The sequence below is a fragment of the Erwinia sp. ErVv1 genome (assembly GCF_900068895.1).
Taxonomy (GTDB): domain Bacteria; phylum Pseudomonadota; class Gammaproteobacteria; order Enterobacterales; family Enterobacteriaceae; genus Erwinia.
In genome coordinates this window covers 312,470-336,923 of record NZ_CDPK01000002.1, presented here as the reverse complement: position 1 = coordinate 336,923, position 24,454 = coordinate 312,470, and the positions used below count along the sequence as shown (strand labels likewise).

At 54.5% G+C, this 24,454-nt stretch carries 18 protein-coding genes and 1 pseudogene; 7 read left to right on the top strand and 12 right to left on the bottom strand.

The genetic code is table 11. From position 1 onward, the window contains the following. Positions 1-17 precede the first annotated feature (17 nt). From A1830_RS03030 to pdeR, 5 genes are all read left to right on the top strand, one after another. Positions 18-2,327 (top strand): FdhF/YdeP family oxidoreductase, encoded by a 2,310-nt coding sequence (locus tag A1830_RS03030; RefSeq protein WP_067701549.1) that lies wholly within the window; start codon positions 18-20, stop codon positions 2,325-2,327. Between the two features lie 115 nt (positions 2,328-2,442). After that, positions 2,443-4,377 carry an exoribonuclease II gene (locus A1830_RS03025; protein ID WP_067701546.1) on the top strand — a complete coding sequence of 645 codons (1,935 nt, stop codon included), beginning with the start codon at positions 2,443-2,445 and terminating at the stop codon, positions 4,375-4,377. A 161-nt stretch (positions 4,378-4,538) separates the two neighbouring features. After that, positions 4,539-6,605 (top strand): carbon starvation CstA family protein, encoded by a 2,067-nt coding sequence (locus A1830_RS03020; RefSeq protein WP_067701543.1) that lies wholly within the window; start codon positions 4,539-4,541, stop codon positions 6,603-6,605. Next, positions 6,586-6,819, top strand: coding sequence for a YbdD/YjiX family protein (locus A1830_RS03015; RefSeq protein ID WP_082804069.1), 234 nt, complete (start codon positions 6,586-6,588; stop codon positions 6,817-6,819). The genes A1830_RS03020 and A1830_RS03015 overlap by 20 nt, the downstream gene beginning before the upstream one ends. Positions 6,820-7,091: 272 nt before the next feature. Continuing rightward, positions 7,092-9,074 (top strand): cyclic di-GMP phosphodiesterase, encoded by a 1,983-nt coding sequence (pdeR, locus tag A1830_RS03010; protein WP_067701537.1) that lies wholly within the window; start codon positions 7,092-7,094, stop codon positions 9,072-9,074. Here the strand turns inward: pdeR and A1830_RS03005 are convergent. Together A1830_RS03005 and A1830_RS03000 are read right to left on the bottom strand one after the other, a co-directional pair. After that, on the bottom strand, positions 9,071-9,940 hold the full coding sequence (locus A1830_RS03005; RefSeq protein ID WP_067701534.1) for a crotonase/enoyl-CoA hydratase family protein: 870 nt from the start codon (positions 9,938-9,940) through the stop codon (positions 9,071-9,073). The genes pdeR and A1830_RS03005 overlap by 4 nt on opposite strands. A gap of 199 nt (positions 9,941-10,139) precedes the next feature. After that, positions 10,140-10,700 (bottom strand): class II aldolase/adducin family protein, encoded by a 561-nt coding sequence (locus tag A1830_RS03000; RefSeq protein ID WP_067701531.1) that lies wholly within the window; start codon positions 10,698-10,700, stop codon positions 10,140-10,142. A gap of 435 nt (positions 10,701-11,135) precedes the next feature. Between A1830_RS03000 and osmB the strand changes: the two genes are divergently transcribed. Further along, positions 11,136-11,354, top strand: coding sequence for an osmotically-inducible lipoprotein OsmB (gene osmB, locus A1830_RS02995; protein ID WP_067701521.1), 219 nt, complete (start codon positions 11,136-11,138; stop codon positions 11,352-11,354). A gap of 77 nt (positions 11,355-11,431) precedes the next feature. Here the strand turns inward: osmB and yciH are convergent, their stop codons facing one another. The 5 genes from yciH to pgpB form a co-directional block, all read right to left on the bottom strand. Beyond that, positions 11,432-11,758 (bottom strand): stress response translation initiation inhibitor YciH, encoded by a 327-nt coding sequence (gene yciH / locus A1830_RS02990; RefSeq protein ID WP_067701518.1) that lies wholly within the window; start codon positions 11,756-11,758, stop codon positions 11,432-11,434. After that, positions 11,758-12,474, bottom strand: a complete 717-nt coding sequence (gene pyrF, locus A1830_RS02985; RefSeq protein WP_067701515.1) for an orotidine-5'-phosphate decarboxylase — start codon at positions 12,472-12,474, stop codon at positions 11,758-11,760. The genes yciH and pyrF overlap by 1 nt, the downstream gene beginning before the upstream one ends. Before the next feature lie 217 nt (positions 12,475-12,691). Next, positions 12,692-13,861, bottom strand: a complete 1,170-nt coding sequence (gene lapB / locus A1830_RS02980) for a lipopolysaccharide assembly protein LapB (protein WP_067701512.1) — start codon at positions 13,859-13,861, stop codon at positions 12,692-12,694. A gap of 6 nt (positions 13,862-13,867) precedes the next feature. After that, positions 13,868-14,176, bottom strand: a complete 309-nt coding sequence (locus A1830_RS02975; RefSeq protein ID WP_067701509.1) for a LapA family protein — start codon at positions 14,174-14,176, stop codon at positions 13,868-13,870. Between the two features lie 152 nt (positions 14,177-14,328). Further along, positions 14,329-15,090, bottom strand: coding sequence for a phosphatidylglycerophosphatase B (gene pgpB / locus A1830_RS02970; protein WP_067701505.1), 762 nt, complete (start codon positions 15,088-15,090; stop codon positions 14,329-14,331). Positions 15,091-15,320: 230 nt separating this feature from the next. Between pgpB and ribA the strand changes: the two genes are divergently transcribed. Beyond that, complete coding sequence (gene ribA / locus A1830_RS02965; RefSeq protein WP_067701502.1) at positions 15,321-15,914, top strand: GTP cyclohydrolase II; 594 nt, start codon at positions 15,321-15,323, stop codon at positions 15,912-15,914. Between the two features lie 213 nt (positions 15,915-16,127). On the opposite strand, the gene acnA is transcribed toward ribA, so the two are convergent. The 5 genes and pseudogenes from acnA to topA all read right to left on the bottom strand — a co-directional run. Then, entirely contained in the window at positions 16,128-18,809 is a 2,682-nt protein-coding gene (gene acnA, locus A1830_RS02960; protein WP_067701500.1) for an aconitate hydratase AcnA, read from the bottom strand. Positions 18,810-19,294: 485 nt separating this feature from the next. Next, positions 19,295-19,459 carry a hypothetical protein gene (locus A1830_RS22480; protein ID WP_156484925.1) on the bottom strand — a complete coding sequence of 55 codons (165 nt, stop codon included), beginning with the start codon at positions 19,457-19,459 and terminating at the stop codon, positions 19,295-19,297. A 2-nt stretch (positions 19,460-19,461) separates the two neighbouring features. Continuing rightward, a complete protein-coding gene (locus A1830_RS21075; RefSeq protein ID WP_073980938.1) occupies positions 19,462-19,620 on the bottom strand; it encodes a YmiA family putative membrane protein in 159 nt (52 codons plus the stop codon). Positions 19,621-20,122: 502 nt separating this feature from the next. Beyond that, the gene (gene cysB, locus A1830_RS02955) at positions 20,123-21,097 is read right to left on the bottom strand and encodes an HTH-type transcriptional regulator CysB (protein WP_067701497.1); all 975 of its coding nucleotides are present in this window, start codon (positions 21,095-21,097) and stop codon (positions 20,123-20,125) included. Positions 21,098-21,484: 387 nt separating this feature from the next. After that, positions 21,485-24,079: pseudogene (gene topA, locus A1830_RS02950) on the bottom strand (type I DNA topoisomerase); the annotation flags it as partial. Between the last annotated feature and the right edge of the window lie 375 nt (positions 24,080-24,454).

Below are 24,454 nucleotides of genomic sequence, written 5' to 3'. Positions count from 1 at the left end.
TAAACCTGCGAAGCCATATGAAATTTAAAACTGCAATCAAGCCCTATGAGGCAGCTGCCGGCGGTTGGGGATCTCTTGAAGCCACTACCCGTTTCGTCTTCGACAGCAAACAAGTTCTGAAAAACATGCGTAACCTGATGCGCATGAACAAAGCGAAAGGCTTTGACTGTCCGGGCTGTGCCTGGGGTGACGATAACAAAAGTACCTTCAGCTTCTGTGAAAACGGTGCCAAAGCGGTAACCTGGGAAGCCACCCGTCGCTTCATTGATGCCCGTTTCTTCGCCCAGTACAGCGTTTCCGCCCTCTATCAGCAGAGCGACTACTTCCTGGAGTACCAGGGTCGCCTGACCGAACCGCTGCGCTATAATCGCGAAACCGACCATTACGAACACATCAGCTGGGATGATGCCTTTGCGCTGATTGCCAAACATATTCATGCGATGGATAACCCCGATCAGATGGAGCTTTACACCTCTGGTCGCGCCAGCAATGAAGCCTCATGGCTGTATCAGCTCTTTGGGCGCCTGCACGGCAGCAACAACTTCCCTGACTGCTCCAATATGTGCCATGAGGCCAGCGGTACGGGCCTGAAGCGCAGCATTGGCGTGGGCAAAGGCACCATCCGGCTTGATGATTTTGACCATGCCGACGCTATTTTCGTCTTTGGTCAGAACCCCGGCACCAACCATCCGCGTATGCTGCACAGCCTGCGTCACGCGGCCGATCACGGGGCAAAAATCGTCACCTTCAATACCCTGCGCGAGCGCGGCCTTGAGCGTTTTGCCGACCCGCAGAAACCGCTGGAAGTGGTGACCAGCAAAGCCGGATCCATTAGCTCCACCTATTACCAGCCGAATCTCGGCGGCGATATGGCGGCCATTCGCGGCATGGTTAAAGCGCTGAACGAAACCCATAAGGCACTGATTGCCACTGGCGCAAAAGGGCTGTTTGACGATGTGTTTATCAACGCCAAAACCGAAGGTATGGAAGAGTATCTGGCGGTGGTTGAGTCGACCGAATGGACACAGATAGAGAAGCAGTCCGGGCTGACTGAGCAGCAGCTGCGCGAAGCGGCAGCCATTTATCAGAGTGCCGATCGGGTTATTTGTACCTGGGCGATGGGGATCACCCAGCATAAACACTCGGTTGATACCGTTCGCGAAATCGTTAACCTGCAGTTGTTGTTTGGTCAGCTGGGTAAAAAAGGCGCAGGCCTCTGCCCGGTTCGCGGACACAGTAACGTGCAGGGCAACCGCACGATGGGGATCGATGAGAAACCGTCTCAGGCTTTCCTGGACAGTATGGCGAAACACTTTGATTTTGAGCCCCCTCGCGACGCCGGCCACAATACGGTTGAAGCGCTGGAAGCCATGCTGCGCGGTGAAGTGAAAGTGCTTATCGCCCTCGGCGGAAACCTTGCGGCCGCCGCGCCGGACAGCCCACGTACCCAGGAGGCGATTCGCCGCTGCGGCCTGACCGTACAGATTAGCACCAAGCTCAATCGCAGCCACCTCTGCCCCGGCGCCGAAGACGCGCTGATCCTGCCAACGCTGGGTCGTACCGAACAGGATATTCAGGCCACCGGTCCTCAGTTTATTACCGTGGAAGATTCATTCAGCATGGTTCACGCTTCCGAAGGCGTGGGTAAACCCCTTGCCGACACCCAGCGTTCTGAAACCTGGATTGTCGCCAGTATTGCGCAGGCGGTACTGGGCAGTGAGAAAGTTGACTGGCAGGCGCTGGCGGGCGATTACAATCTGATCCGCGACCATATCGCCGCCACCATTCCGGGTTTCGATGATTTTAACGCGAAGTGCGACATCAAAGGCGGATTCTATCTGGGCAATGCCGCTGCTGAGTTCCGCTTTAATACGCTGCACAACAAAGCGCAGTTCAGCCCCGCCAGGCTGCCGGACTCACTGTTTCCCCAGCTGGACGGCGTTGAGGTGCCTTTTACCCTGCAAACGCTGCGGTCGCACGATCAGTACAACACCACTATCTACGGGCTGGATGACCGCTATCGCGGCGTTTACGGTCAGCGTGAGGTGCTGTTTATCCATCCGGATGATTTGGCGGCGCAGGGACTGTCGGCCGGCGACAACGTCGATATCGAAACGCTGTGGAATGACGGCATTACCCGTCGCGTCAGCGGCTTTAAGCTGGTGCCTTACAACATTCCGCGCGGCAACCTGGCGGCCTACTATCCGGAAACCAATCCGCTGGTCCCTCTCTCCAGCTTTGGTGACGACAGCGGCACGCCGACCTCGAAATCAGTGCCGGTGAAAATCAGCCTTTCCGTGGTGAAAGACGCGCTGCGTATCGCCTGATCCCTGCCCCCTCCCTCATCAATCTAAGCCGGGTCTCCCGGCTTTTTACTTGCCGCGAGCCGGTTAATCGCGTAAAACTGTCTGCCGCTCTTAGGCCACGAAAACTGTTGAGATTATGTTCCAGGATAACCCGCTGCTCGCGCAGCTCAAAGAGAAACTCCACTCCCAGACGCCGCGTGTTGAAGGGGTGGTAAAAGGCACGGAAAAAGGCTTCGGCTTTCTCGAAGTAGACGCACAGAAGAGTTACTTTATTCCGCCCCCTTTTATGAAAAAGGTGATGCATGGCGACCGCATCAGCGCGGTGATCCAGACCGATAAGGATCGTGAAGTTGCCGATCCCGAAACGCTGATAGAGCCCTTCCTGACCCGTTTTGTTGGCCGCGTACAAAAGAAAGACGATCGTCTTTCCATCATACCCGACCATCCACTGTTAAAAGATGCCATTCAGTGCCGCGCGGATCGCAGCGTCCAGCATGATTTTCAGCAGGGCGACTGGGCCGTGGCCGAAATGCGCCGCCACCCGCTGAAGGGCGACCGTACCTTTTACGCCGAGCTGACGGGCTTTATCACTACCGCCGACGATCATCTCGCCCCCTGGTGGGTCACCCTCTCACGCCACAATCTGGAACGTGAAGCGCCCGAGGCGACCGCTGGCGAAATGCTGGATGAGCAGCCTGAGCGCGAAGATCTGACCGCGCTGGAGTTTGTCACCATCGACAGCGCCAGCACCCAGGACATGGATGATGCGCTCTACGTGCAGGAAACGCCGGAAGGTGAGCTGCTGCTGACCATCGCTATTGCCGATCCGACCGCTTATGTGGCTGCCGACAGTGAGCTGGATACTATTGCCGCACAGCGCGCATTCACCAACTACCTGCCGGGCTTTAATATTCCGATGCTGCCGCGTCAGCTCTCTGACGATATCTGCTCGCTGCGCCCGCATGAACGCCGTCCGGTACTGGCCTGCCGCGTTCGCGTTGCCGCAGATGGCTCGCTGGGTGCGGATATTCACTTCTTCGCCGCCTGGATTGAGTCCAAAGCCAAACTGGCCTATGACAATGTCTCTGACTGGCTGGAGAATATCGGTGACTGGCAGCCAGAAACGGACGCGATCGCGAACCAAATTCGTCTGCTGCACCGCCTCTGCCTGGCACGCGCCGAATGGCGTCAGACCCATGCGCTGGTGTTTAAAGATCGCCCTGATTTCCGCTTCCTGCTGGGTGAGAAAGGCGAAGTGCTGGATATCATCGCTGAACACCGCCGTATTGCTAACCGTATTGTCGAAGAAGCGATGATCACCGCCAATATCTGCGCGGCGACCGTACTGCGCGATAAGCTGGGCTTCGGCGTTTATAACGTCCACCAGGGCTTTGATGCAGCCGGTGCTGAGCTGGCGGCCAACGTGCTCGATAACCACGGCGTGAAGGTTGACCCACTGGCCATCGCTACGCTGGAAGGTTTCCGCGCCCTGCGCCGCGATCTGGATGCGCAGCCGACGCAGTTCCTCGACAGCCGTATCCGCCGTTTTCAGTCCTTTGCTGAGGTCAGTATCGAACCCGGTCCCCATTTCGGTCTGGGCCTTGAGGCCTATGCCACCTGGACCTCACCTATCCGTAAATATGGCGATATGATCAACCATCGCCTGCTGAAGGCGATTATCAAAGGCGAAAGCGCCCCACGCCCTCAGGATGCGATTACGGTAAGAATGGCCGAGCGTCGGCGTCAGAACCGCATGGCTGAGCGCGATGTCGGAGACTGGTTATACTCGCGCTTCCTGCAAAGCGCTGCGGGAACCGATCAACGCTTCAGTGCGGAGATTATTGATGTGTCACGCGGCGGAATGCGCGTGCGGCTGACCGACAACGGCGCGGTTGCCTTTATCCCTGCCCCCTTTATTCACGCGGTGCGTGATGAGATGGTATGCAGCCAGGAGAACGGCACCGTTCAGATCAAAGGTGAAGTTGCTTACCGCGTCACGGACGTGATTGAAGTGACGATCGCTGAAGTGCGTATGGAAACGCGCAGCGTCGTGGCCCGCCCCGTCGCATAACCTCCTTCAGGTGGGATAGCCCCTTATCCCACCTGCCTCATCCGATAACGAAAAAAACCTCCCCTCCTCACACTTCTCCGCTGATTCACTTTCATTAACAAACGATTACATTACCTTAAGCTTCTGTGCCCCTTCTTATGGTTGCTGCAAGGAGTTATGTAATGAGAAACGTCAAAACCGGCGTGATATGGAGTACGGTGGCGGTGATCGGCGCTGGCGCGTTTGCCATGCTGGCATTAAGCCGTGGTGAACATGTGAACGCACTGTGGCTGGTTGTGGCCTCGGTAGCCTGCTATAGCATTGCCTGGCGATTTTACAGCCTGTTTATCGCCAGGGATATTTTTGAACTGGATGACCGCAGACGGACGCCTGCCGAGCGCCATAACGACGGTCTGGACTATGTGCCCACCAATAAATGGGTACTGTTCGGTCATCACTTCGCCGCGATTGCCGGGGCCGGGCCGCTGGTTGGCCCGATTCTGGCAGCACAAATGGGCTTTCTTCCCGGGACCATTTGGATCCTGGTCGGCGTGATGCTGGCCGGTGCGGTACAGGACTTTCTGATCCTGTTTATCTCAACCCGGCGCGATGGCCGCTCGCTGGGTGAAATGGCTAAGCAGGAGCTGGGGGCCTTTGCGGGCGTGGTGACCATGCTGGGCGCGCTGGGCGTGATGATTATTATTCTTTCCGCGCTGGCGCTGGTAGTGGTGAAGGCGCTGGCGAACAGTCCCTGGGGGCTGTTTACCATTGCCGCCACGCTGCCGATCGCCCTGCTGATGGGCATCTATATGCGCTATATCCGCCCGGGTAAAATCGCAGAGGTGTCGCTGATTGGCTTTGTGCTGATGATGGCCGCGATTATTTATGGCGGCGATGTCGCGCAGCACCCTACCCTTGGCCCCTTCTTTACCCTCGAAGGGACCACCCTGACCTGGGTGCTGGTAATCTATGGCTTTATCGCGTCCGTTCTCCCCGTCTGGCTGCTGCTGGCGCCGCGTGACTATCTGTCAACCTTCCTCAAAATTGGGGTGATTGTCGGGCTGGCGGTGGGGATTGTTTTCGCCATGCCCGAAATGAAAATGCCCGCCCTGACGCAGTTTACCGACGGCAGCGGCCCGGTATTTTCAGGCAGCCTGTTTCCCTTCCTGTTTATTACCATCGCCTGTGGTGCCATTTCTGGGTTCCACGCGCTGGTTTCCAGCGGCACCACACCGAAGCTGATCGAGCGTGAAAGTCATATCCGCTTCATTGGCTATGGTGCAATGCTGATGGAGTCATTTGTGGCGATTATGGCGCTGATTTGTGCCTCCGTGATCGAACCCGGCGTCTATTTCGCCATGAACTCGCCGGCAGCGCTGATTGGCACTACGGTGGAAACGGCCTCGCAGGCGATCAACGGCTGGGGCTTTGTGGTCACGCCAGAAGTGCTGAATGGCATCGCCCGCGATGTGGGTGAAGGCTCAATACTTTCACGGGCAGGTGGCGCACCGACCTTTGCCGTCGGCATGGCGCATATTATCACCGAAGTATTTAACAGCCGGGCAATGATGGCGTTCTGGTATCACTTCGCTATTCTCTTTGAAGCACTGTTTATTCTCACCGCCGTCGATGCCGGTACCCGGGCCTGTCGTTTTATGGTGCAGGACCTGATTGGTACGGTAGTCCCCGCCCTCGGTAATAATCGCTCATGGCTCGGTAACATTGCGGGCACCAGCGTTGCCGTCGCCGGATGGGGCTTCTTTGTTTATCAGGGCGTCAAGGACCCCCTGGGCGGGATCAACACGCTCTGGCCGCTGTTTGGCATTGGTAATCAGATGCTGGCCTCCATGGCGCTGATCCTCGGCACCGTGGTGCTGTTTAAAATGAAGAAACAGCGCTATGCGTGGGTAACCCTTCTGCCAACGGCCTGGCTGCTGATCACCTCAATGACCGCGGGCTGGCAGAAAATTTTCCATCCCCTGCCGAATATTGGTTTTCTGGCGCAGGCGCGTAAATTCTCAGCTGGCATTGAGAATGGCACTGTTATCGCTCCGGCGAAGACGTTAGCGGATATGCAGACGATTGTATTAAGTAACCAGATTAACGCGGCGCTTTGCGCCTTCTTTATGCTGGTCGCGGTGACGATGCTGATTGCCGCCTTTTTTGTGATCCGCCGTGCACTCAACAGTGCCCACCCGACCGTTCACGAGAGCGATACAACACGACGAAATGAGGCCAGCCATGTCTGACAATACTACGCGTCTTACTGCCGGGCTGTTTATATCCCGGCTGACACAGAGCTTCAGATTGATGGTCGGGGTACGGGACTATGCGGGCTATCTGCGTCATATGCAGCAGCAGCACCCTGAATTAACGCCCATGACCGAGAAAGCGTTTCACCGCTACTGCATTGATGCTCGCTATCCGGGTAAAGGCGGCGGTTCCGGCAGGTGTCCCTGCTAACGTTGCCCCGGCAGTTCACCCGGTGCATACAGGTGCGTCCCCCGAGCGTCGGCTCGGGGGTTAACCTTATGATTTCCCTATCCGGCAGTACCATCGTGACCTCGAATTTTTTAGATGTCCTTGTGCGCAATCCAGCGGGGCATATTAGTTTCGCCGTTCATCTTCACTTAAGAAATATATTCATTATTCAGCTTGTGATTGTGCAGGTTGACGAATACTGTTGCTAAAATAATAAGATACAGCTGCATCGCATGTTTTAAGGAGATGATTAAATGACCGATGATTACGGGCAGTCGTTATTTTATACCCGGTTTGGTACTACAAGCCCTCATTGGCGTTTAACTTCCGACAGCGATGCGCTCAATTTCGCCGAAGACGAAACCTCTTCCACTCACATCGCTGTGGCGCTCACCCCGGTTCAGGCCAGGCTGCTGCGAGGTATGACCGTGATCACCTCCAGCGTGAATCTGACTCTTTCTCTCTATGGTGAAGAGATCCCGATGCATCTGGTTGGCCGCAAGGTTAACCGCTCGGAATGGGCGGGGAGCGCATCGGCATGGGGTGATACCTCTGCCGTGGCGCGCGACCTGTCGTTAGGGCTGTCCTTCGCCGAGCAGGTCGTCTCCGAAGCAAATTCGGTGATTGTTATCCTCGATCAGCGTGGAAATATTCAGCGCTTTAACCGCATGAGTGAGGAGTATACCGGCCTGAAAGAGCAGGAAGTGATTGGCTGCAATGTCTTCCAGCTGTTTATGACCCGCCAGGAAGCCGCGGCTTCAAGACGTAACATCAGCGGATTTTTCCGGGATGGCAGCTCCTATGAGGTAGAGCGCTGGGTTAAGACCAAAAAGGGCCAGCGACTGTTTCTGTTCCGCAATAAGTTTGTCCATAGCGGCAGCGGCAAGAACGAAATCTATCTTATCTGCTCCGGTACGGATATTACCGAAGAGCGCCGTGCACAGGAGCGTCTGCAGGTGCTGGCCAATACGGATACCATTACCGGCCTGCCCAATCGCAATGCGATCCATCTTGCTATCGGCGACGCGGTGGAGCAGCGTGGCGACACTCAGGTGGGCATTGTTTATCTGGACCTGGACAACTTCAAGAAGGTCAATGATGCCTACGGGCATATGTTTGGCGATCGGCTGTTACAGGCCGTCTCCCTTGCCATCCTCGGCTGTCTGGAGACCGATCAGACGCTGGCCCGTCTCGGTGGCGATGAATTTATTGTGCTGGCGCTTAACTCAAGCCAGTGCGCGCTGGAGGCGATGTCAGAGCGCATTCTTGAGCGCCTCAAGCTGCCGTTTCGTATTGGGCTGATTGAAGTCTATTCCGGCTGTTCAATCGGGGTGGCGGTCAGTCCGCAGCACGGCGACGACCGCGAGAGTCTGATACGCAATGCCGATACCGCCATGTATACCGCCAAAGAGAGCGGGCGCGGCAAGTTCTGCATCTTCTCCACGGAGATGAACCAGCGGGTGTTTGAATATCTTTGGCTGGATACCAATTTGCGAAAAGCCCTCGAGCAGGATCAGCTTATCCTTCACTATCAGCCAAAGCTCAACGCGAATGGTCAGGTCTCCAGCGTGGAGGCGCTGGTGCGCTGGCAGTCGCCAGAGCGCGGCCTGGTGCCGCCCGGCAGTTTCATCTCCTATGCCGAGGAGTCAGGGCTGATTGTCCCCTTAGGCCGCTGGGTGATGCTGAGTGCGCTGGCACAGACGCTCCGCTGGCGGGAACAGGGCATTCATCTGCGTGTTGCGGTGAACGTTTCGCCTCGTCAGCTGGCCGATCAAAGCATCCTGGTCGATTTCAAACAGGCGCTGGAACAGGCGGGGTTGAGTCAAAGCCCAATCGATATTGAACTGACCGAAAGCTGCCTGATTGAAAATGAAGAGAAAGCGCTCTCGCTGATGGCACAGTTTAAAGCGCTGGGCGCAGAGGTACATCTTGATGATTTTGGCACCGGCTATTCGTCGCTTTCACAGCTGGCGCGCGTGCCGATTAACGCCATTAAACTCGATCAGAGCTTTATTCGCGATGTGAACCACCAGCCGGTGTCGCAGTCGCTGGTTAAAGCCATCGTCGCCGTTGCCAGGGCGCTGGATCTCAGCGTGATTGCCGAGGGGATCGAAACTAAAGAGGAAGAGGAGTTTGTCATTGCCAGTGGAGTGGATGGGCGTCAGGGCTTTCTTTACGCTAAGCCAATGCCCGCTAACGAGCTCGAGCACTGGCTTAAAGCGCATCTAAATAATTAGCTTACCTTTCTCAATGCCTGGGCGCTGTGGCGATTTTGTATCAGGACCAGACGCTCCATATAGGCAAGGTCTTTGGGCTCCATGGTGAAGGCAAAATCGACCCAGTCTTCGGTGATGTCCATCAGCTCAGCACGCGATAATTGCAGTACGCGCTGGCGGGCTTTCAGCATCGCCCTCACCCCGTTAAGTTTTGGCCGCAGGACGTCAATAAAGGTACGGGTAGCCTGGTAGCCTTCCCCGGGTTGAAAAACCTTATCGACCAGCCCGCGCTCTGCAAACCACTCGGCGCTGTGAGACTCCCCCTCGCAGATTAACTCCTCCGCCAGCTTCATGCCGGAGCGGCGCGCCACCAGTGAGTATCCCCCCATCCCCGGGAAGAGGTTGAAGGCGATTTCAGGAAAGCCCATCCGGGCGGTGTCCTGTGCGAGGATGAAGTGGTGCGCCAGCGCGGCTTCAAAACCGCCGCCCAGCGCGCTACCCTCAATCATTGCAATACTGACTGCGCCGGTATCGAACCCCCTCGCGGCGGCATGGATACAGTCTACGCAGGCCCGGGCATAGGCACGCAGAGCTTCACGGCGTCCGTTTTTAATGCACTGGGCGAAGAAGTTGAGATCGCCGCCTGCATTGAACATGGTCGGCACCAGCGAGCCGGTAACCCAAAAATCGATCGGCAAACCTGAACGCTGGGCGGCATAGCTGAGATTCATTATCTCTTCAATAAGCTCATGGTTAAAACTTGGACGCGGCTGCGCCCGTAGCATCATCCACATCGTACGGCGGCCTTCTTCGTAGTACGCGGAAAGCTGGGTGGTTTGTCCAACTTCACTAAACAGCCTGCAGGTAGTTTGATTAATAACGGTCATGGTATTTCCTCTGTTTATGGGTGTGCTCAAATGCGGTTCAAGCGTAATCCAGAGGGACTGTTCTCTAAACGGGTATCTGATTTTTAAGATAAAACAGAGGGGGGCCCGACGCAGGCTGTCAGCCGCGTGCGTGACCAGCGGTGACAGCAGTTTTAGGGGTGGGAATAATGCGAAAGTAACTTAAGCATCGTTGAAAGAATTACTTTTTCTGACCATAGGTGGCATTACTGCCGTGCTTGCGAAGATAGTGGCGATCCAGAAGAGGCTGCTGCATTGCCGGGAGTTCAGGCGAAAGCTGCTGGCTGTAAATACCCATGTAAGCGNCGGTTTCCCACTCATAGCGCCCCTGAATTTCGCTGGTGTGCATCTGCCGGGTACAGGGAACCGCCCCGTAGAAGTCGTCGGCATGCGTGGTACCCCATGCGGGAATATCCCGGCCCGACTGGGCCCAGATGGTGGCATGACGTGAATGCGTATGGACAATTCCCCCAATTTGCGGCCAGGCCTGATAGAGCGCCCGATGCGTGTCCGTATCTGAAGAGGGCCGTTTGCTCCCCTCGATAACTTCGCCCGTCAGTATGTTAACCACCACCATATCGTCCTGCGTCATTGCACCATAGCTAACGCCCGAGGGCTTAATCACCATCAGCCCGGATTCACGGTCTATGGCGCTTACATTCCCCCAGGTGAATACCACCAGGTTATGACGCGGAAGGTCGAGATTCGCCTCCAGCACCTGCTGCTTGAGTTGTTCTAACACTTTCTGCTCCCATCGCGTTTCTTTTTATTTTCATTGTTCGCGGCGAAGACGGGTATGGAGGTAACGGCTGGATGTGCGGCAGAAACTGGCTGTCGATCTCTAATTGTGATGATTCAATTAAAAAATGTAGCGCTGAAGAGGCTGCTGCCAGAATCACGTGGCGCTAAATAAGATTTTTTACCTTTCGCCCTGCCCCCGCCGGGTTATAATTAATGTCAGCAATAGAACCAGGAGTGATAGTTAGCTATCTAACCTTTTAGACACAGGCACTGCCCCTCACGTACTGCTCGTAAGAGAGTGAGAAGTTGATTATGCGGTTTGTTTCTTTTTAGGAAGATAAATCGCTAATAATTATGCTGAGAGCGGGCCAGAAACGCAGGTTGAACGCTATACTTAAGCAGAGTTCCCTGTAGTAGCAATTTTGGAGAAGTAATTATGTCTATGACCGCAAAACGCATTTCCGCCGCCGTGCTGGCCGCCACGTTAGTCCTGTCACTGAGCGCCTGCTCACACTGGTCAAAACGCGATCGAAATACAGCGCTTGGGGCGGGTGCCGGCGCAATTGGCGGTTCTGTTCTTTCCAATGGTAGCGGTTTAGGTACCCTTGGCGGGGCCGCAGTAGGTGGGGTTATCGGCCATCAGATTAGCCGTTAATTTCGATACTAATAAATAAGACTATAGCAGCACATCCCTGCCAGGGCCGCGAACACTCGCGGCCCTGACTTTTGACATCAGCCACCCGCCAGCTTTACCTTCAATCCCTTGGCTTCCAGCAGCGTTTTAATCAGGTCACGCTTATCGCCCTGGATTTCAATAATGCCGTCCTTAACCGCACCCCCGCAGCCACATTTTTTCTTTAGCTCCGCGGCCAGCTTCTCCAAATCGCTATCCGTTAAATCCAGCCCGCTTATCAGGCAAACGCCCTTCCCCTTTCTGCCGCTGGTCTGCCGCTGAATGCGGACAATACCGTCGCCCTTAGGGCGCTGGGGAGCCGCTTTCGGCGCATCAATGCGGCCCGTGTCGGTCGAATAAACCAGCCTGTTTTCGTTATCAGCCATTATGCCTCCTGTAATGAAGCCAGAATCGCGGAGAGCGTGGCCGCCGGATCCGGGGATTGCGTGATGGGGCGGCCGATCACCATATAATCCACCCCCGCCTGCTGTGCCTGCTGGGGCGTCATAATACGGCGCTGGTCGCCCGCTGCGCTGCCCGCTGGTCTGATACCTGGCGTCACCAGCTTAAAGGCGCTTCCCAGCGCCTGCTTAAGGCTAACCGCTTCGTGCGCAGAACAGACCACGCCATCAAGACCACACTGTTGCGTCAGACGCGCCAGCCGTTCGGCGTGTTCAGCGGGCGACAGCGTGATACCCAGCTCCCTGAGATCTTCCGTGTCCATGCTGGTGAGCACGGTAACGGCAATCAGCATGGGGGCATCTTTGCCAAAAGGAACCAATGCTTCGCGGGCTGCCGTCATCATACGTGCCCCACCGCTGGCGTGTACGTTTACCATCCAAACGCCAAGCTCGGCGGCGGCGGCCACCGCGTGCGCCGTGGTGTTGGGGATATCATGAAACTTGAGATCGAGGAAGATCTCAAAGCCCCGCTGCTGAAGGTCCCGCACCAGTTGTGGGCCAAACAGGGTAAACATCTCTTTGCCTACCTTCAGGCGACAGCTTTTGGGGTCAATCTGGTCAACGAAAGCCATCGCGCTGTCAAGACACGCGTAGTCTAATGCCAGCAAAATCGGAGAACCCGCTATCTGAGGTGAATGCATGGATATACCCTTTTAAGTAAAGCACCAGCGGTGCAGGCGAGAAACGGCATGCATTCTACCTGTGGCGCCGGAAAATTCACAGTTCCCTGCTCAGTTTTCCCTTTTCTCCCCTGCCAGACTGGGTAAACGCTGGGGGTTCTGAAACCCGCTGATTGCAACCCTTCAGTATGTTGTAACTAAAGCGCGATGCGGACCCAGACCGGCAACGCGGGCTGCGTTACTGGCCGTCAAGACCGCGAATAGGCTTAACCGAAGACCAGGCACGGCAGGATGGGCAGTGCCAGTAAAGTGCATGGGCGGTAAAACCGCATTTATGACAGCGGTAGCGTGGCTTGGTGCGGATTTGCTCTCCGACCATATCGCGCAGTACCATCAGGCTCTCTTTCGCCCTGCCATCTTCCGCTTCGTGCAGGTGATAATCCATCAGGCGGTGGAAGCCCCGCATGGTCGGATGCCGTTGTAGCTGCCGATTGATATAAAGCTGCGCGACCTCTCCCCCTTCATCTTTCTCAATAACATCGGAAAGGTAGAGTTCGGCAGCGGCCCCGGTATTCTCTTCTACGCAGCGCTTAAGGTAGTCAACCCAGTCATTCTGCTTATCGAGATGCTGGTAGCAGGTTTGCAGCATCTCCAGCGTTTCGCTGACCAGCTCTTTATCCTGCTCGATCACACGCTGCAAATGGCCTACCGCTTTCGCATATTCGCCCCTGGCCATATGAATGCGGCCCATCATTATCGACACGCGCGCGCACTCGCGATCGGCCGACTCTCCTTTACGCAACAGCGTCATCGCCCGGTCGAGATCGTCACTGCCCATTGCCTGCAGCGCAAGCTCGCAGTAAAAGTGGGCGATCTCCAGACGTTGCTTCTCTTTCCCCAGCTTAACCAGCCGCTCTGCCACTTCAATGGCTTTGCTCCAGTCGCTGGTCGCCTGGTGGATAAGCAGCAGCTGCTGCAGTGCCCCAATGCGAAAATCGGTTTCATCCACCAGATGACTGAACATCTCTTCGGCACGATCGTAGAAGCCGGCCGCCATATAATCACGTCCAAGCTGCTGGATGGCCAGCAGACGCTGGTCGTAAGTCAGGGAAGCGCTTTCCATTAGCGACTGGTGAATGCGTATGGCCTTATCCACCTCGCCGCGAGAGCGAAACAAATTGCCCAGCGTAAGGTGGGCTTCAACCGCTCCGCTGTCCTCTTTGAGCATGTCCAGAAAGAGATCGACGGCTTTGTCCTGCTGATTTGATAACAGAAAGTTTACGCCCGTAACGTAATCTCGCGACAGGCGGCTGGCTTCCTGTTGTTTATCCTGCTGCGCACTCCTGCGCCCCATATACCAGCCATAAGCGGCGGCAACGGGTAATAACAGAAACAGCAGTTCCAACATAAAAAATTATTCCTTAACAGCGGGGACGGGTGACACTGTCACGATTTCTTCTGCCTGACCCAGCTGCTGCTGGAGACGTTTAACTTTACGCTGAGAGTGGGCCAGTGACACGCGTACCCGCAGCCAGAAAAGTCCGCATATTGCCCAGCCCAGAATAAAACCGGCGGCAAACAACGTCGCTAACAGCGTGGATACCCGATATTGACCCTGCGCTAACAAATAGTTAAAGGTCACCGTCTGATCGTTGTGAGCCCCCAGGGTAATGGAGATGATAAAAATCACCAGTACCAGTAAAAAAATCAGCAAATATTTCACAGTCCGTCCTTTAAGCTGGTGTTATCCAGCTGAATTATGCCAAAAAAAATGCCCTGTTGCTTGTCTGATGCGTCGGGAACCGCATTGACCGGGAAAACAGGCCCTCAGCATGCTGTAGATATGGGGCCTGCCGGGGTAAACTCAATTACCGTCTACTGTCGCTCGCGCTTCGCGATCTCTTTTTGCTCATGCACCGGCACGGTTAGCGGGCCACAAAAGCGCTGCACCAGCCACGTAGCCAGCATCACCAGCAGCCAGCTGATTACCGTTGAGGTGATCAGGTCGCGCGGCCAGTGCATTCCCAGCGCCAGCCTGCTGCCCATTACGCCCACCGCCCAGAGGATAATCACCGCGACGGTTACCCTGTGCCGCCTGGGCCACAAGAGCCCTACCGCCAGTAAGGCCCATGTAGCAGCAAACATCGTATGCCCTGACGGAAAAGCATAGCCCGTTTCAAACGCCCAGTGCCGCTTGAGCCACTCCGGGAGCTGTGTATCCTGGCGCATTGCCTCGGTCACTACCGCGCTGCGCTGCCTGCGCGTTTGCTCATAGAAGGTTTTTTCATTCAGGCCCTGACTCTTCTCCAGCCACAGCACGTAGGGACGAGGCTCCTGAACCTCCCGCTTAATAAAGGTCTTGGCGTACTGCCCTACCAGAAGCGAGGCAGCAACGATCAGTAACAGCACCACTGCCGGTTTAAGGCGAAACCGTAAGCACCAGAGAAACCACCCACAGAGCAGGAGGCTGGTCAGCGTTCCCCACGGGCTGGTGACGGTTTCCGTGAGCCCGAATAGCAGCTTGTAGCCTGAGCCCATTTCTACCGGCTGCCACTGCCAGCCCGAGAGCCACACGCCAACCGGCATAATCAGTAATAACAGCGCACCCAGGGTGGTGCGTTTGGCGATGCTAAACATAGAATCCCTTAATCGTTGCGGGGCTTACACTACTTTCTGCTGAGAATATGATGAAAAATAATAACATACTGGGCCGGAACGTGATAATTGTGCGGTATAACAGCGATCGCATTAACTCATTCACTTTACCGGCACTGATTGTGGCAAAATAGCAACATTGATGAGTGTCAGACTGCTGACAGCACGCTACCATGATGATAGCGCAACACCTGAAGATTCTGGAGAATCACATGCAGCTTAAAAGGGTGGCAGAGGCCAAACTGCCCACGCCATGGGGGGATTTCCTTATGGTAGGTTTTGAAGAACTGGCAACGGGCCATGACCACGTTGCTCTGGTTTATGGCGACATTACCGATGGCGAAGCGGTACTGGCCCGCGTTCACTCTGAGTGTCTGACCGGCGATGCGCTGTTCAGCCTGCGCTGTGACTGTGGTTTTCAGTTGGAAGCCGCGCTGAATCACATCGCGGAAGAGGGGCGCGGCGTGCTGCTGTATCACCGTCAGGAAGGGCGTAATATCGGTTTGCTGAATAAAATCCGCGCCTACGCCCTACAGGACAAGGGTTACGATACGGTTGAAGCAAACCATCAGCTGGGGTTTGCCGCCGACGAGCGCGATTTCACGCTGTGTGCAGATATGTTCAAACTGCTTGGCGTGCGGGAAGTGCGTTTGCTGACCAATAACCCCCGTAAGGTTGAGATCCTGAGTGAAGCCGGGATTAATATTGTCGAGCGTGTCCCCTTAATCGTGGGACGTAACCCCGAGAACGCCCACTACCTTGATACCAAAGCCGCTAAAATGGGGCATCTGCTGTCAAAAGAGTAATTACTGCATATTGAAATGCCCTTATAAAGGCGCAGGCCAGGTACGGGTTTCCATACTGCCTGGTATTACCACTGCACAGCACCACTGCACAGCGTCAGGAGCGGGTTTACACCCGCTCCCTTCCGGGTCCCAGCTCTCTCTGCAAGGCCCCCTCTCTGTCAGTATTTGCCGGCCTGCTTACCCGACTCAGTACCCTGGAGCGGACCATCCCCGTCAGTTGAGCATATTGCGAATCACGTAGTGCAGGATACCGTCATTCTGATAGTAGGTCAGTTCGTTACCCGTATCGATGCGACAGCGCGCGTCAAGCGTCTCCTGAGTACCGTCAGCGCGGGTTAGCGTCACACTCACCTGCCCGCCCGGTTTAAGGGCGTTAAGATTTGCCACATCTATCTGTTCGTCTCCGGTCAGACCCAGCGTTTTGCGCGTCACCCCCTGCGGGAACTCCAGCGGTAAAATTCCCATGCCGATAAGGTTAGAGCGGTGAATACGTTCAAATGACTCAGCGATAACCACTCTAACGCCCAGCAGACGCGGTCCTTTAGCTGCCCAGTCCCGACTTGAACCCGAGCCGTACTCTTTACCGGCAATGACGGCCAGCGGCGTTCCCTGTTGCTGGTACTTCATCGCCGCATCGTAAATTGACAGCTGCTCGTCACCCGGCACAAGACGCGTCACGCCGCCTTCGACTCCCGGAACCATCTCATTACGGATGCGGATATTGGCGAAGGTGCCGCGCATCATCACTTCATGATTACCACGACGGGATCCGTAGGAGTTGAAATCGGTGCGTTCTACGCCGTGCTGCTGCAAATAGCGCCCTGCCGGGCTCTCCGCTTTGATGCTACCGGCCGGTGAGATATGGTCAGTCGTCACCGAATCACCCAGCATGGCAAGAATTCTGGCTCCCCGAATGTCTTTGACCGGCTCTGGCTCCCTGCCCATCTCATCGAAAAATGGCGACAGTCGAATATAGGTTGAACCTTCATCCCAGTCATAGGTTGCCGCCTCGCTGACCTTAATCTCCTGCCACTCGGGCGTACCCTCAAATACTTCGGCGTATTCTTTATGGAACATGGCGGTGGATACCTGTCCGACCGCCTCGGCAATCTCCTCGGGGGATGGCCATATATCCTTCAGGAACACTGGCTTACCCGTCGTATCCTCCCCGATGGGATCCGTTTGCAGATTGATTTTCATATTCCCCGCCAGCGCGTAAGCGACGACCAGCGGTGGGGATGCCAGCCAGTTGGTTTTCACATAGGGATGAATGCGACCTTCAAAATTACGGTTTCCGGACAATACCGCCCCGACGGTCAGATCCCCTGCCCTGATGGCATTTTCAACCGCATCAGGTAGCGGGCCGGAGTTGCCAATGCAGGTCGTGCAGCCGTAGCCGACAAGGTTAAAACCAAGCTTATCGAGATAAGGCGTCAGTCGGGCAGCAGCCAGATAATCTGATACCACTTTCGATCCGGGCGCGAGGGAGGCCTTCACCCACGGTTTTCGCTTCAGTCCGAGGGTAACCGCCTTTTTAGCCAGCAGGCCTGCGGCCATCAGTACGCTGGGATTAGAGGTATTGGTACAGGATGTAATAGCAGAGATTACCACCGCCCCATCATCGAGCTGATGCTCTCTGCCGGTCTGGCTGTCGGTATAGGTCACGGGCTGGTGTTTTTTCACCGCCTGATTGACTTCCAGCTCATTGCTGGCATTAAACGCCTCGGGTACATCACCCAGCGACACCCGGTCCTGAGGGCGTTTAGGCCCGGCCACGCTGGCCTCAACGTCATTCATATCCAGCGCCAGCGAACTGGTAAATACCGGCTCATCGCCCCTGTTACGCCACAGGCCCTGAGCTTTAGCATAGGCTTCAACCAGATCCACCTGTTCGGCGCTGCGGCCGGTCAGGGTCATATAGGCGAGAGTGACATCATCTACCGGAAAAAATCCGCAGGTTGCACCATATTCCGGGGCCATATTGGCAATGGTGGCACGATCCGCCAGCGGCAGGTCGTCCAGCCCGTCGCCATAAAATTCAACAAATTTGCCGACCACGCCGTGCTTGCGCAGCAGCTGGGTGACGGTGAGCACCAGATCGGTAGCGGTAATGCCGGGCCTGAGCTTACCGGACAATTTAAAACCGACGACGTCGGGAATAAGCATCGAAACCGGCTGTCCGAGCATAGCGGCTTCTGCTTCAATACCGCCCACGCCCCACCCCAGCACACCCAGCGCATTAATCATGGTGGTATGAGAATCCGTACCCACCAGCGTATCCGGCCAGGCAAACTCTTCCCCGTCCTGCGTTTCATGCCAGACGGCCTGCCCTAAATACTCCAGGTTTACCTGATGGCAGATACCCGTTCCGGGTGGAACCACGCTAAACTTATTGAACGCCTTTTGCCCCCAGCGTAAAAACACATAGCGCTCGTGATTACGTTCCATTTCCAGCCGGACGTTTTCCTCAAAGGCATCATCATCACCAAAGCGATCGACCGTGACCGAGTGATCGATGACCAGATCCACCGGCGTTAGCGGATTCACCTTCGCCACATCACCGCCCAGGCGGTTAACAGCCTCACGCATGGCGGCAAGGTCGACAACGGCGGGAACGCCGGTAAAATCCTGCATTAACACGCGGGCGGGACGATAGGCAATCTCACGGTCAGCATGTGCATTTTTAAGCCAGCCAGCCAGCGCGGCGATATCGTCAGCGGTCACGGACTGGCCGTCCTGCCAGCGCAGCAGATTCTCTAACAAAACCTTGAGGGATTTGGGCAGACGCGCAAGGTCGCCAAGCTCTTCAGCCGCCCGGCTGAGGCTGTAGTAATGGTAACGCTGGCCTTTTACATCCAGCTGATCCTTACTTATTTGGTGTAGGGTAGACGACATCACTCCTCCTTTGTTTCACTCTGACTATAACCCGAGTTTTTACAGGGTCAGATTTAAACATAGTACATACATCAGGTAACGTTCTGATAACAACACCAAATGACAAGCACTGAAACAATCTGAAGAAACAAAAACGCCCCGCGGACAAAGTCAGCGAGGCGTTTCTATTAAAGAGGGCGGAGCAATTAGCGCGTACTAGCGCATTATCATTCCCATCCAGACGAGGCTCGTCCAGAATAAGGCGGAAAAGGTCCAGGTCGTAAACCAGGTCATTTGCGTTAAATTCATATTTGCCTCACTCAGGTCGGAAAATGCCAGTCAGGTTGAGCTTAAAAAAAGTTGCCGACAAAATGTCGTTTGGATGATTTGCTTACGCATCCCGGCAGCGCGGCATCACTCAGTCATAATAGATGCTTACCGCTAACGTTGAGGCTAACTCTCAGTATTAAAAAAAATGAGTAAAAAATAAAAAATGAGACGGTTTATTATTTGTTTTCGTTGTCCATCATCATTTCAATAAACTGACGCTGCGTATCGGTCATCTGCCATGATTCGGGAATAATAACCTGATCCTGTGAAGGGGCTTTGCAATACGTTTCGTTTATCTTTCTGCTCTGCTGCGGATGGTGGTTCGCTGACCGTAGCTGCATGGTTATCCCCAAATACGCCAAATCATGAATATTACAGCGATCCAAAATACCGCTGATCCCGCAAAAATCGCCAACCAGGCCTTGCGCTTCAGATTGCTGTTACGCTGAACCTTGAGGGTCTTATGCCCGAATTCGGGTTGTACAGATAATCTCGTAGCCATAGTTTTTGATAATCACTCTCATTGAAACGATTGTTTGGACCAATCAGAAATTAGGATGAATCCTAAACATTTTACGGGATGAAATCCAGTAATTTTTATTGAACAAAACGATTAATGGGATTTATCAAAAGGCGCATACTTTAATAGTTGCCTTTAATGAAACTAAAGTAAATTTATTAACGCTTAAGCCAAATAAATCGACTTAAGTTACATTTTAGATCCGTTTATTTCTATAAAATTTCTATTTCTGGCTTTCCAGGCGCCATCTGGCGGCTCTTTTAACAAAAAGTATGATAAGCATCATGGCCTTCCGCAAAGTCAGTTAACAGAAAATGTGTTCTGTTTCTCATTTAATGAATAACAATAAAAAAACATGTGAACCATGTTCTGTTTATGAAAAATAATTAAAAGGTTTCAGCGATGTTAACAATAGTTGAAGGTTTTCGAAGGGATGAGGCCCGTTACGCGGGCCTTGACATAACACAAATTATGGAGATGGAGATCACCTGGCGGGAAGTTTAATGTCTTTGAACATGGCTTCAATGTCTTCATTCGAGCGCAAACCGACGGCAGTATCGACCACATCTCGCGTCAGGTGAGGGGCAAAACGCTGAATAAAATCATACATATAGCTTCTCAGGAAGGTGCTTCTTCGAAAGCCTATCTTGGTTGTACTGTATGTAAAGACATCGGTTGCCTCAATGCGAATGAGGTCAGGGTCTGATACGGGATCTACCGCCATGCTGGCGATGACCCCTACGCCCAGTCCCAGTCTGACATAAGTTTTTATTACGTCAGCATCGGTCGCAGTAAAGACGATACGCGGCACCAGCCCTGCCCGATTGAATGCGGTATCCAGTTCTGATCGGCCCGTAAATCCGAAGGTATAAGTAACCAGCGGGTATTCGGCCAGTTCCTCAATGGAGATTTTCGTTTTACCCGCCAGAGGGTGATCGGGGGTTACGACGATTGCGCGATTCCAGTGATAGCAAGGCAGCATGATTAAATCGTCATACAGGTGCAGGGCTTCGGTGGCGATGGCGAAATCCGCATTGCCTTTCGACACGGCCTCTGCAATCTGTGTGGGCGATCCCTGATGCATATGTAATGAGACGCGTGGGTAGCGTTCGATAAACCCTTTGATCACATTGGGCAGCGCGTAACGAGCCTGTGTGTGGGTGGTCGCGACATAGAGTGACCCCTTATCTGGCCAGGTGTGCTCACCCGCCACGGCCTTAATCGCATCCACTTTTGACAGGACTTCCCGGGCAATACGAATAATTTCCTGTCCTGCCGGGGTGACCTGAGTCAGATGTTTGCCGCTGCGGGCGAAAATCTGGATGCCAAGTTCGTCCTCTAACATGCGAACCTGCTTACTGATACCGGGCTGGGAGGTGTATAGCCCCTCAGCCGTTGAAGAGACATTGAGGTTATGATTAACCACTTCAACGATATAACGCAGCTGCTGCAATTTCATTTGTTATTCCATCCAGGGTTGAAGCCCGCGCGCCGGACACAGGTAGAGGTTGTAGCGCAATGGGCTACAGCCAGCTGATGCCGGTCTAATGCTTTATAATAATAAGAAAGGCGTTATCTATAACAACTATATCAAATATGGTCAGGATGTATAGCGCAGGAGAGGGGTATTAGATGGGCCAGCAGCGTGCTGGCCCAGATCGGATTACTTTTTACTGGCGGTCGTCTTCGCTGATTTTACATCAGATTTGGCCGACGTTTTCGCAGTTGTTTTAACTGCAGCTTTTGCCGGGGCTTTGATAGCCGGTTTGGCCGTCGCTTTCGCTGCGGCTTTTGTGGCTGCCTTAGAGGGGGCTTTGGACGTTTTCGCTGCGGTTTTTGCCGCAGCCTTCTCTGCCACTTGCCATTTGCCATCTACATAGAATGCAGACCAGCCCGTGGCTTTGCCGTCTACGTCCGTGCTGACATACTGCTGCTTCGTTTTGCGGCTAAAGCGCACCACGGACTTATTGCCATCGTCGTCCGCGACGGGCGCATCGGCCAGATAACGTAATTTCTCCGGCAGGCGGTCACGAAACCGCTGGAGCTCTTCAACCTGCGGCGCGCGCGTTTCCCGTGATTTAGGGAAGGTGTTCGCCGCAAGGAATACGCCAGCCGCTCCGTCGCGCAGCACGAAATAGGCATCCGACTTCTCGCACTCCAGCTCCGGCAGAGGAACGGGATCCTCTTTCGGTGGCGCCACATCACCATTTCGCAGGATTTTACGGGTGTTTTTACATTCGTCATTCGTGCAGCCCATGTACTTACCGAAACGCCCCATTTTAAGGTGCATTTCAGAACCACATTTCTCGCACTCAACCACCGGACCATCATAGCCCTTGATGCGGAATTCGCCCTGCTCGATTTCATATCCGTCGCAGCCTGGGTTATTTCCGCAGACGTGCAGCTTCCGATGATTATCAATCAGATAGCTGTCCATTGCCGTTCCGCACTTCTCACAGCGACGACGGGCGCGCAGCGCATTGGTTTCAGCATCATCACCCTCGAGAATATTCAGGACTTCATTCTCAGGGATCAGGTTAATGGTCTGCTTGCAGCGCTCTTTTGGCGGCAGGGCATAGCCCGAGCAGCCCAGGAATACGCCGGTGCTGGCCGTGCGGATCCCCATTTTACGTCCGCAGGTCGGGCAGTCGATGGAGGTCAGGACCATCTGATTCGGCTGCATGCCGCCCTCTTCCGGATCCTTATCGGCCTTTTCCAACTGTTGAGTGAAGTCGGCAAAAAACGTATCGAGCACGCCCTTCCACTGCGCTTCATTATTCGCGACCTGGTCCAGGCTGTCTTCCATATGCGCGGTGAAGTCATAGTTCATCAGCTCGCGGAAGTTCTCCTCCAGTCGGTCGGTAACGATTTCGCCCATTTTTTCCGCATAAAACCGGCGGCTTTCAGCGCGAACATAGCCACGATCCTGGATGGTGGAGATGATGGAGGCGTAGGTTGAAGGACGGCCAATACCGCGCTTCTCCAGCTCGCGTACCAGGGATGCTTCGCTGAAACGTGCCGGTGGCTTGGTAAAGTGCTGAGCAGGCTTCAGCGCTTTCAGGTTCAGCGCTTCACCAGGTTCAACCGGCGGTAGCGTCCGCTCTTCGTCACCTTTACGCAGGGCGGGCATAACGCGAGTCCAGCCATCGAAACGCAGGGTGCGGCCACGCGCTTTAAGCTTAAAATCGCCAGCAGTAACGGTCAGTGTGGTGGAATCGTATTGCGCAGGCATCATCTGACAGGCAACAAACTGGCGCCAGATGAGCTGGTAAAGACGCTGTGCATCAGGCTCCATATCTTTCAGCTGTTCGGACTGAATGCTAACGTCTGAGGGGCGAATCGCTTCGTGCGCTTCCTGTGAGTTATCTTTGCTGGTATAGATATTCGCCGCTTTCGGCAGATAACGGTCGCCAAACTCACTTTCAACGTAGCCGCGCACCATGCTTATCGCATCCTGGCTCAGGTTGGTGGAGTCCGTACGCATATAGGTAATGTGACCCGCTTCATACAGACGCTGGGCCATCATCATGGTCTTTTTCACGCCGAAGCTCAGGCGGGTACTCGCAGCCTGCTGCAGCGTAGAGGTAATAAAGGGCGCACCGGGTTTGCTGCTGGTCGGTTTATCCTCGCGATCGGCGACGACATAGCGCGCTTTTTCCAGCAGGCTCACTGCCGCCTGCGTCTGCTCGCCGTTAACCGGTCGGAACGGTTTATCGTGCTGATGGGTAACTTCCATCAGCAGGTCTGTCCCTTTAGGGGTGCTGAGATCGGCATGCAGCTCCCAGTACTCTTCCGGGACGAAGGCTTTAATCTCGCGCTCGCGCTCCACCACCAGACGGACCGCCACGGACTGTACGCGTCCGGCTGACAGACCGCGAGCCACTTTTTTCCACAGCAGTGGGGACACCATATAGCCCACGACGCGGTCCATAAACCGGCGGGCCTGCTGGGCGTTTACGCGGCTGATATTCAGTTCGCCCGGCTTTTCAAATGCCTGACGAATCGCATTTTTTGTAATTTCGTTAAACACCACGCGGCTAAAGCGTGAATCATCGCCACCAATCACTTCCCGCAGGTGCCATGCTATGGCCTCCCCTTCGCGGTCAAGGTCAGTTGCGAGGTAGATATGGTCAGCGTTTTCCGCAAGGGATTTCAGTTCAGAAACCACCTTCTCTTTACCCGGTAGGATTTGATAATTCGCTTCCCAGCCGTGATAAGGATCGACGCCCATACGGCTTACCAGTGCCGTTTTTTCGTCCTTTTTGACCTTCTTAGCCGGTTTACTGGTTGTAGAGTCAGCGCTCTTTTTAACCGTTGAGCCACTGGTCGGCAAATCGCGGATGTGACCAACGCTGGATTTCACCACGTAGTCATTGCCGAGATATTTATTGATCGTTTTGGCTTTTGCCGGGGACTCAACTATTACGAGAGCTTTGCCCATATTTACCTTTACCTGTTTAAAACATCCGAGTGTAGACGGTGCCGTGTGCCCATAGGCAATAGCATTGCGTTAAGGTCGGGTAGAATCAAGGCTACCCCGTGAGTATTTGTTCCTTCACCTCTTCCTGTTCAGGCTTCCAACCTGCTGATTAACGACACCTTTTACAACCTGTTAAGCGCATTCCTAACAAAGCGTAAAGTCTCATTTACGCCCGGAACCTGAAACGCCCACACTGTACCTGATAAAATTTGATACGCAACTTAATTAGCATCTGCCCGCCATTTACGCCAGGAACCAGGGAAAAAAGCACAACATTGCGCAGACTCTGTCCTGATCTTGCGGTAGAGGTCATACCGGACGTAAACTAATCTCTGT

Coding starts and splice junctions, on each gene's coding strand:
- A1830_RS03030 (WP_067701549.1), top strand. CDS start 18: ATGAAATTTAAAACTGCAATCAAGCCCTATGAGGCAGCTGCCGGCGGT.
- A1830_RS03025 (WP_067701546.1), top strand. CDS start 2,443: ATGTTCCAGGATAACCCGCTGCTCGCGCAGCTCAAAGAGAAACTCCAC.
- A1830_RS03020 (WP_067701543.1), top strand. CDS start 4,539: ATGAGAAACGTCAAAACCGGCGTGATATGGAGTACGGTGGCGGTGATC.
- A1830_RS03015 (WP_082804069.1), top strand. CDS start 6,586: ATGAGGCCAGCCATGTCTGACAATACTACGCGTCTTACTGCCGGGCTG.
- pdeR (WP_067701537.1), top strand. CDS start 7,092: ATGACCGATGATTACGGGCAGTCGTTATTTTATACCCGGTTTGGTACT.
- A1830_RS03005 (WP_067701534.1), bottom strand. CDS start 9,940: ATGACCGTTATTAATCAAACTACCTGCAGGCTGTTTAGTGAAGTTGGA.
- osmB (WP_067701521.1), top strand. CDS start 11,136: ATGTCTATGACCGCAAAACGCATTTCCGCCGCCGTGCTGGCCGCCACG.
- yciH (WP_067701518.1), bottom strand. CDS start 11,758: ATGGCTGATAACGAAAACAGGCTGGTTTATTCGACCGACACGGGCCGC.
- pyrF (WP_067701515.1), bottom strand. CDS start 12,474: ATGCATTCACCTCAGATAGCGGGTTCTCCGATTTTGCTGGCATTAGAC.
- lapB (WP_067701512.1), bottom strand. CDS start 13,861: ATGTTGGAACTGCTGTTTCTGTTATTACCCGTTGCCGCCGCTTATGGC.
- pgpB (WP_067701505.1), bottom strand. CDS start 15,090: ATGTTTAGCATCGCCAAACGCACCACCCTGGGTGCGCTGTTATTACTG.
- ribA (WP_067701502.1), top strand. CDS start 15,321: ATGCAGCTTAAAAGGGTGGCAGAGGCCAAACTGCCCACGCCATGGGGG.
- acnA (WP_067701500.1), bottom strand. CDS start 18,809: ATGTCGTCTACCCTACACCAAATAAGTAAGGATCAGCTGGATGTAAAA.
- A1830_RS22480 (WP_156484925.1), bottom strand. CDS start 19,459: ATGCAGCTACGGTCAGCGAACCACCATCCGCAGCAGAGCAGAAAGATA.
- A1830_RS21075 (WP_073980938.1), bottom strand. CDS start 19,620: ATGGCTACGAGATTATCTGTACAACCCGAATTCGGGCATAAGACCCTC.
- cysB (WP_067701497.1), bottom strand. CDS start 21,097: ATGAAATTGCAGCAGCTGCGTTATATCGTTGAAGTGGTTAATCATAAC.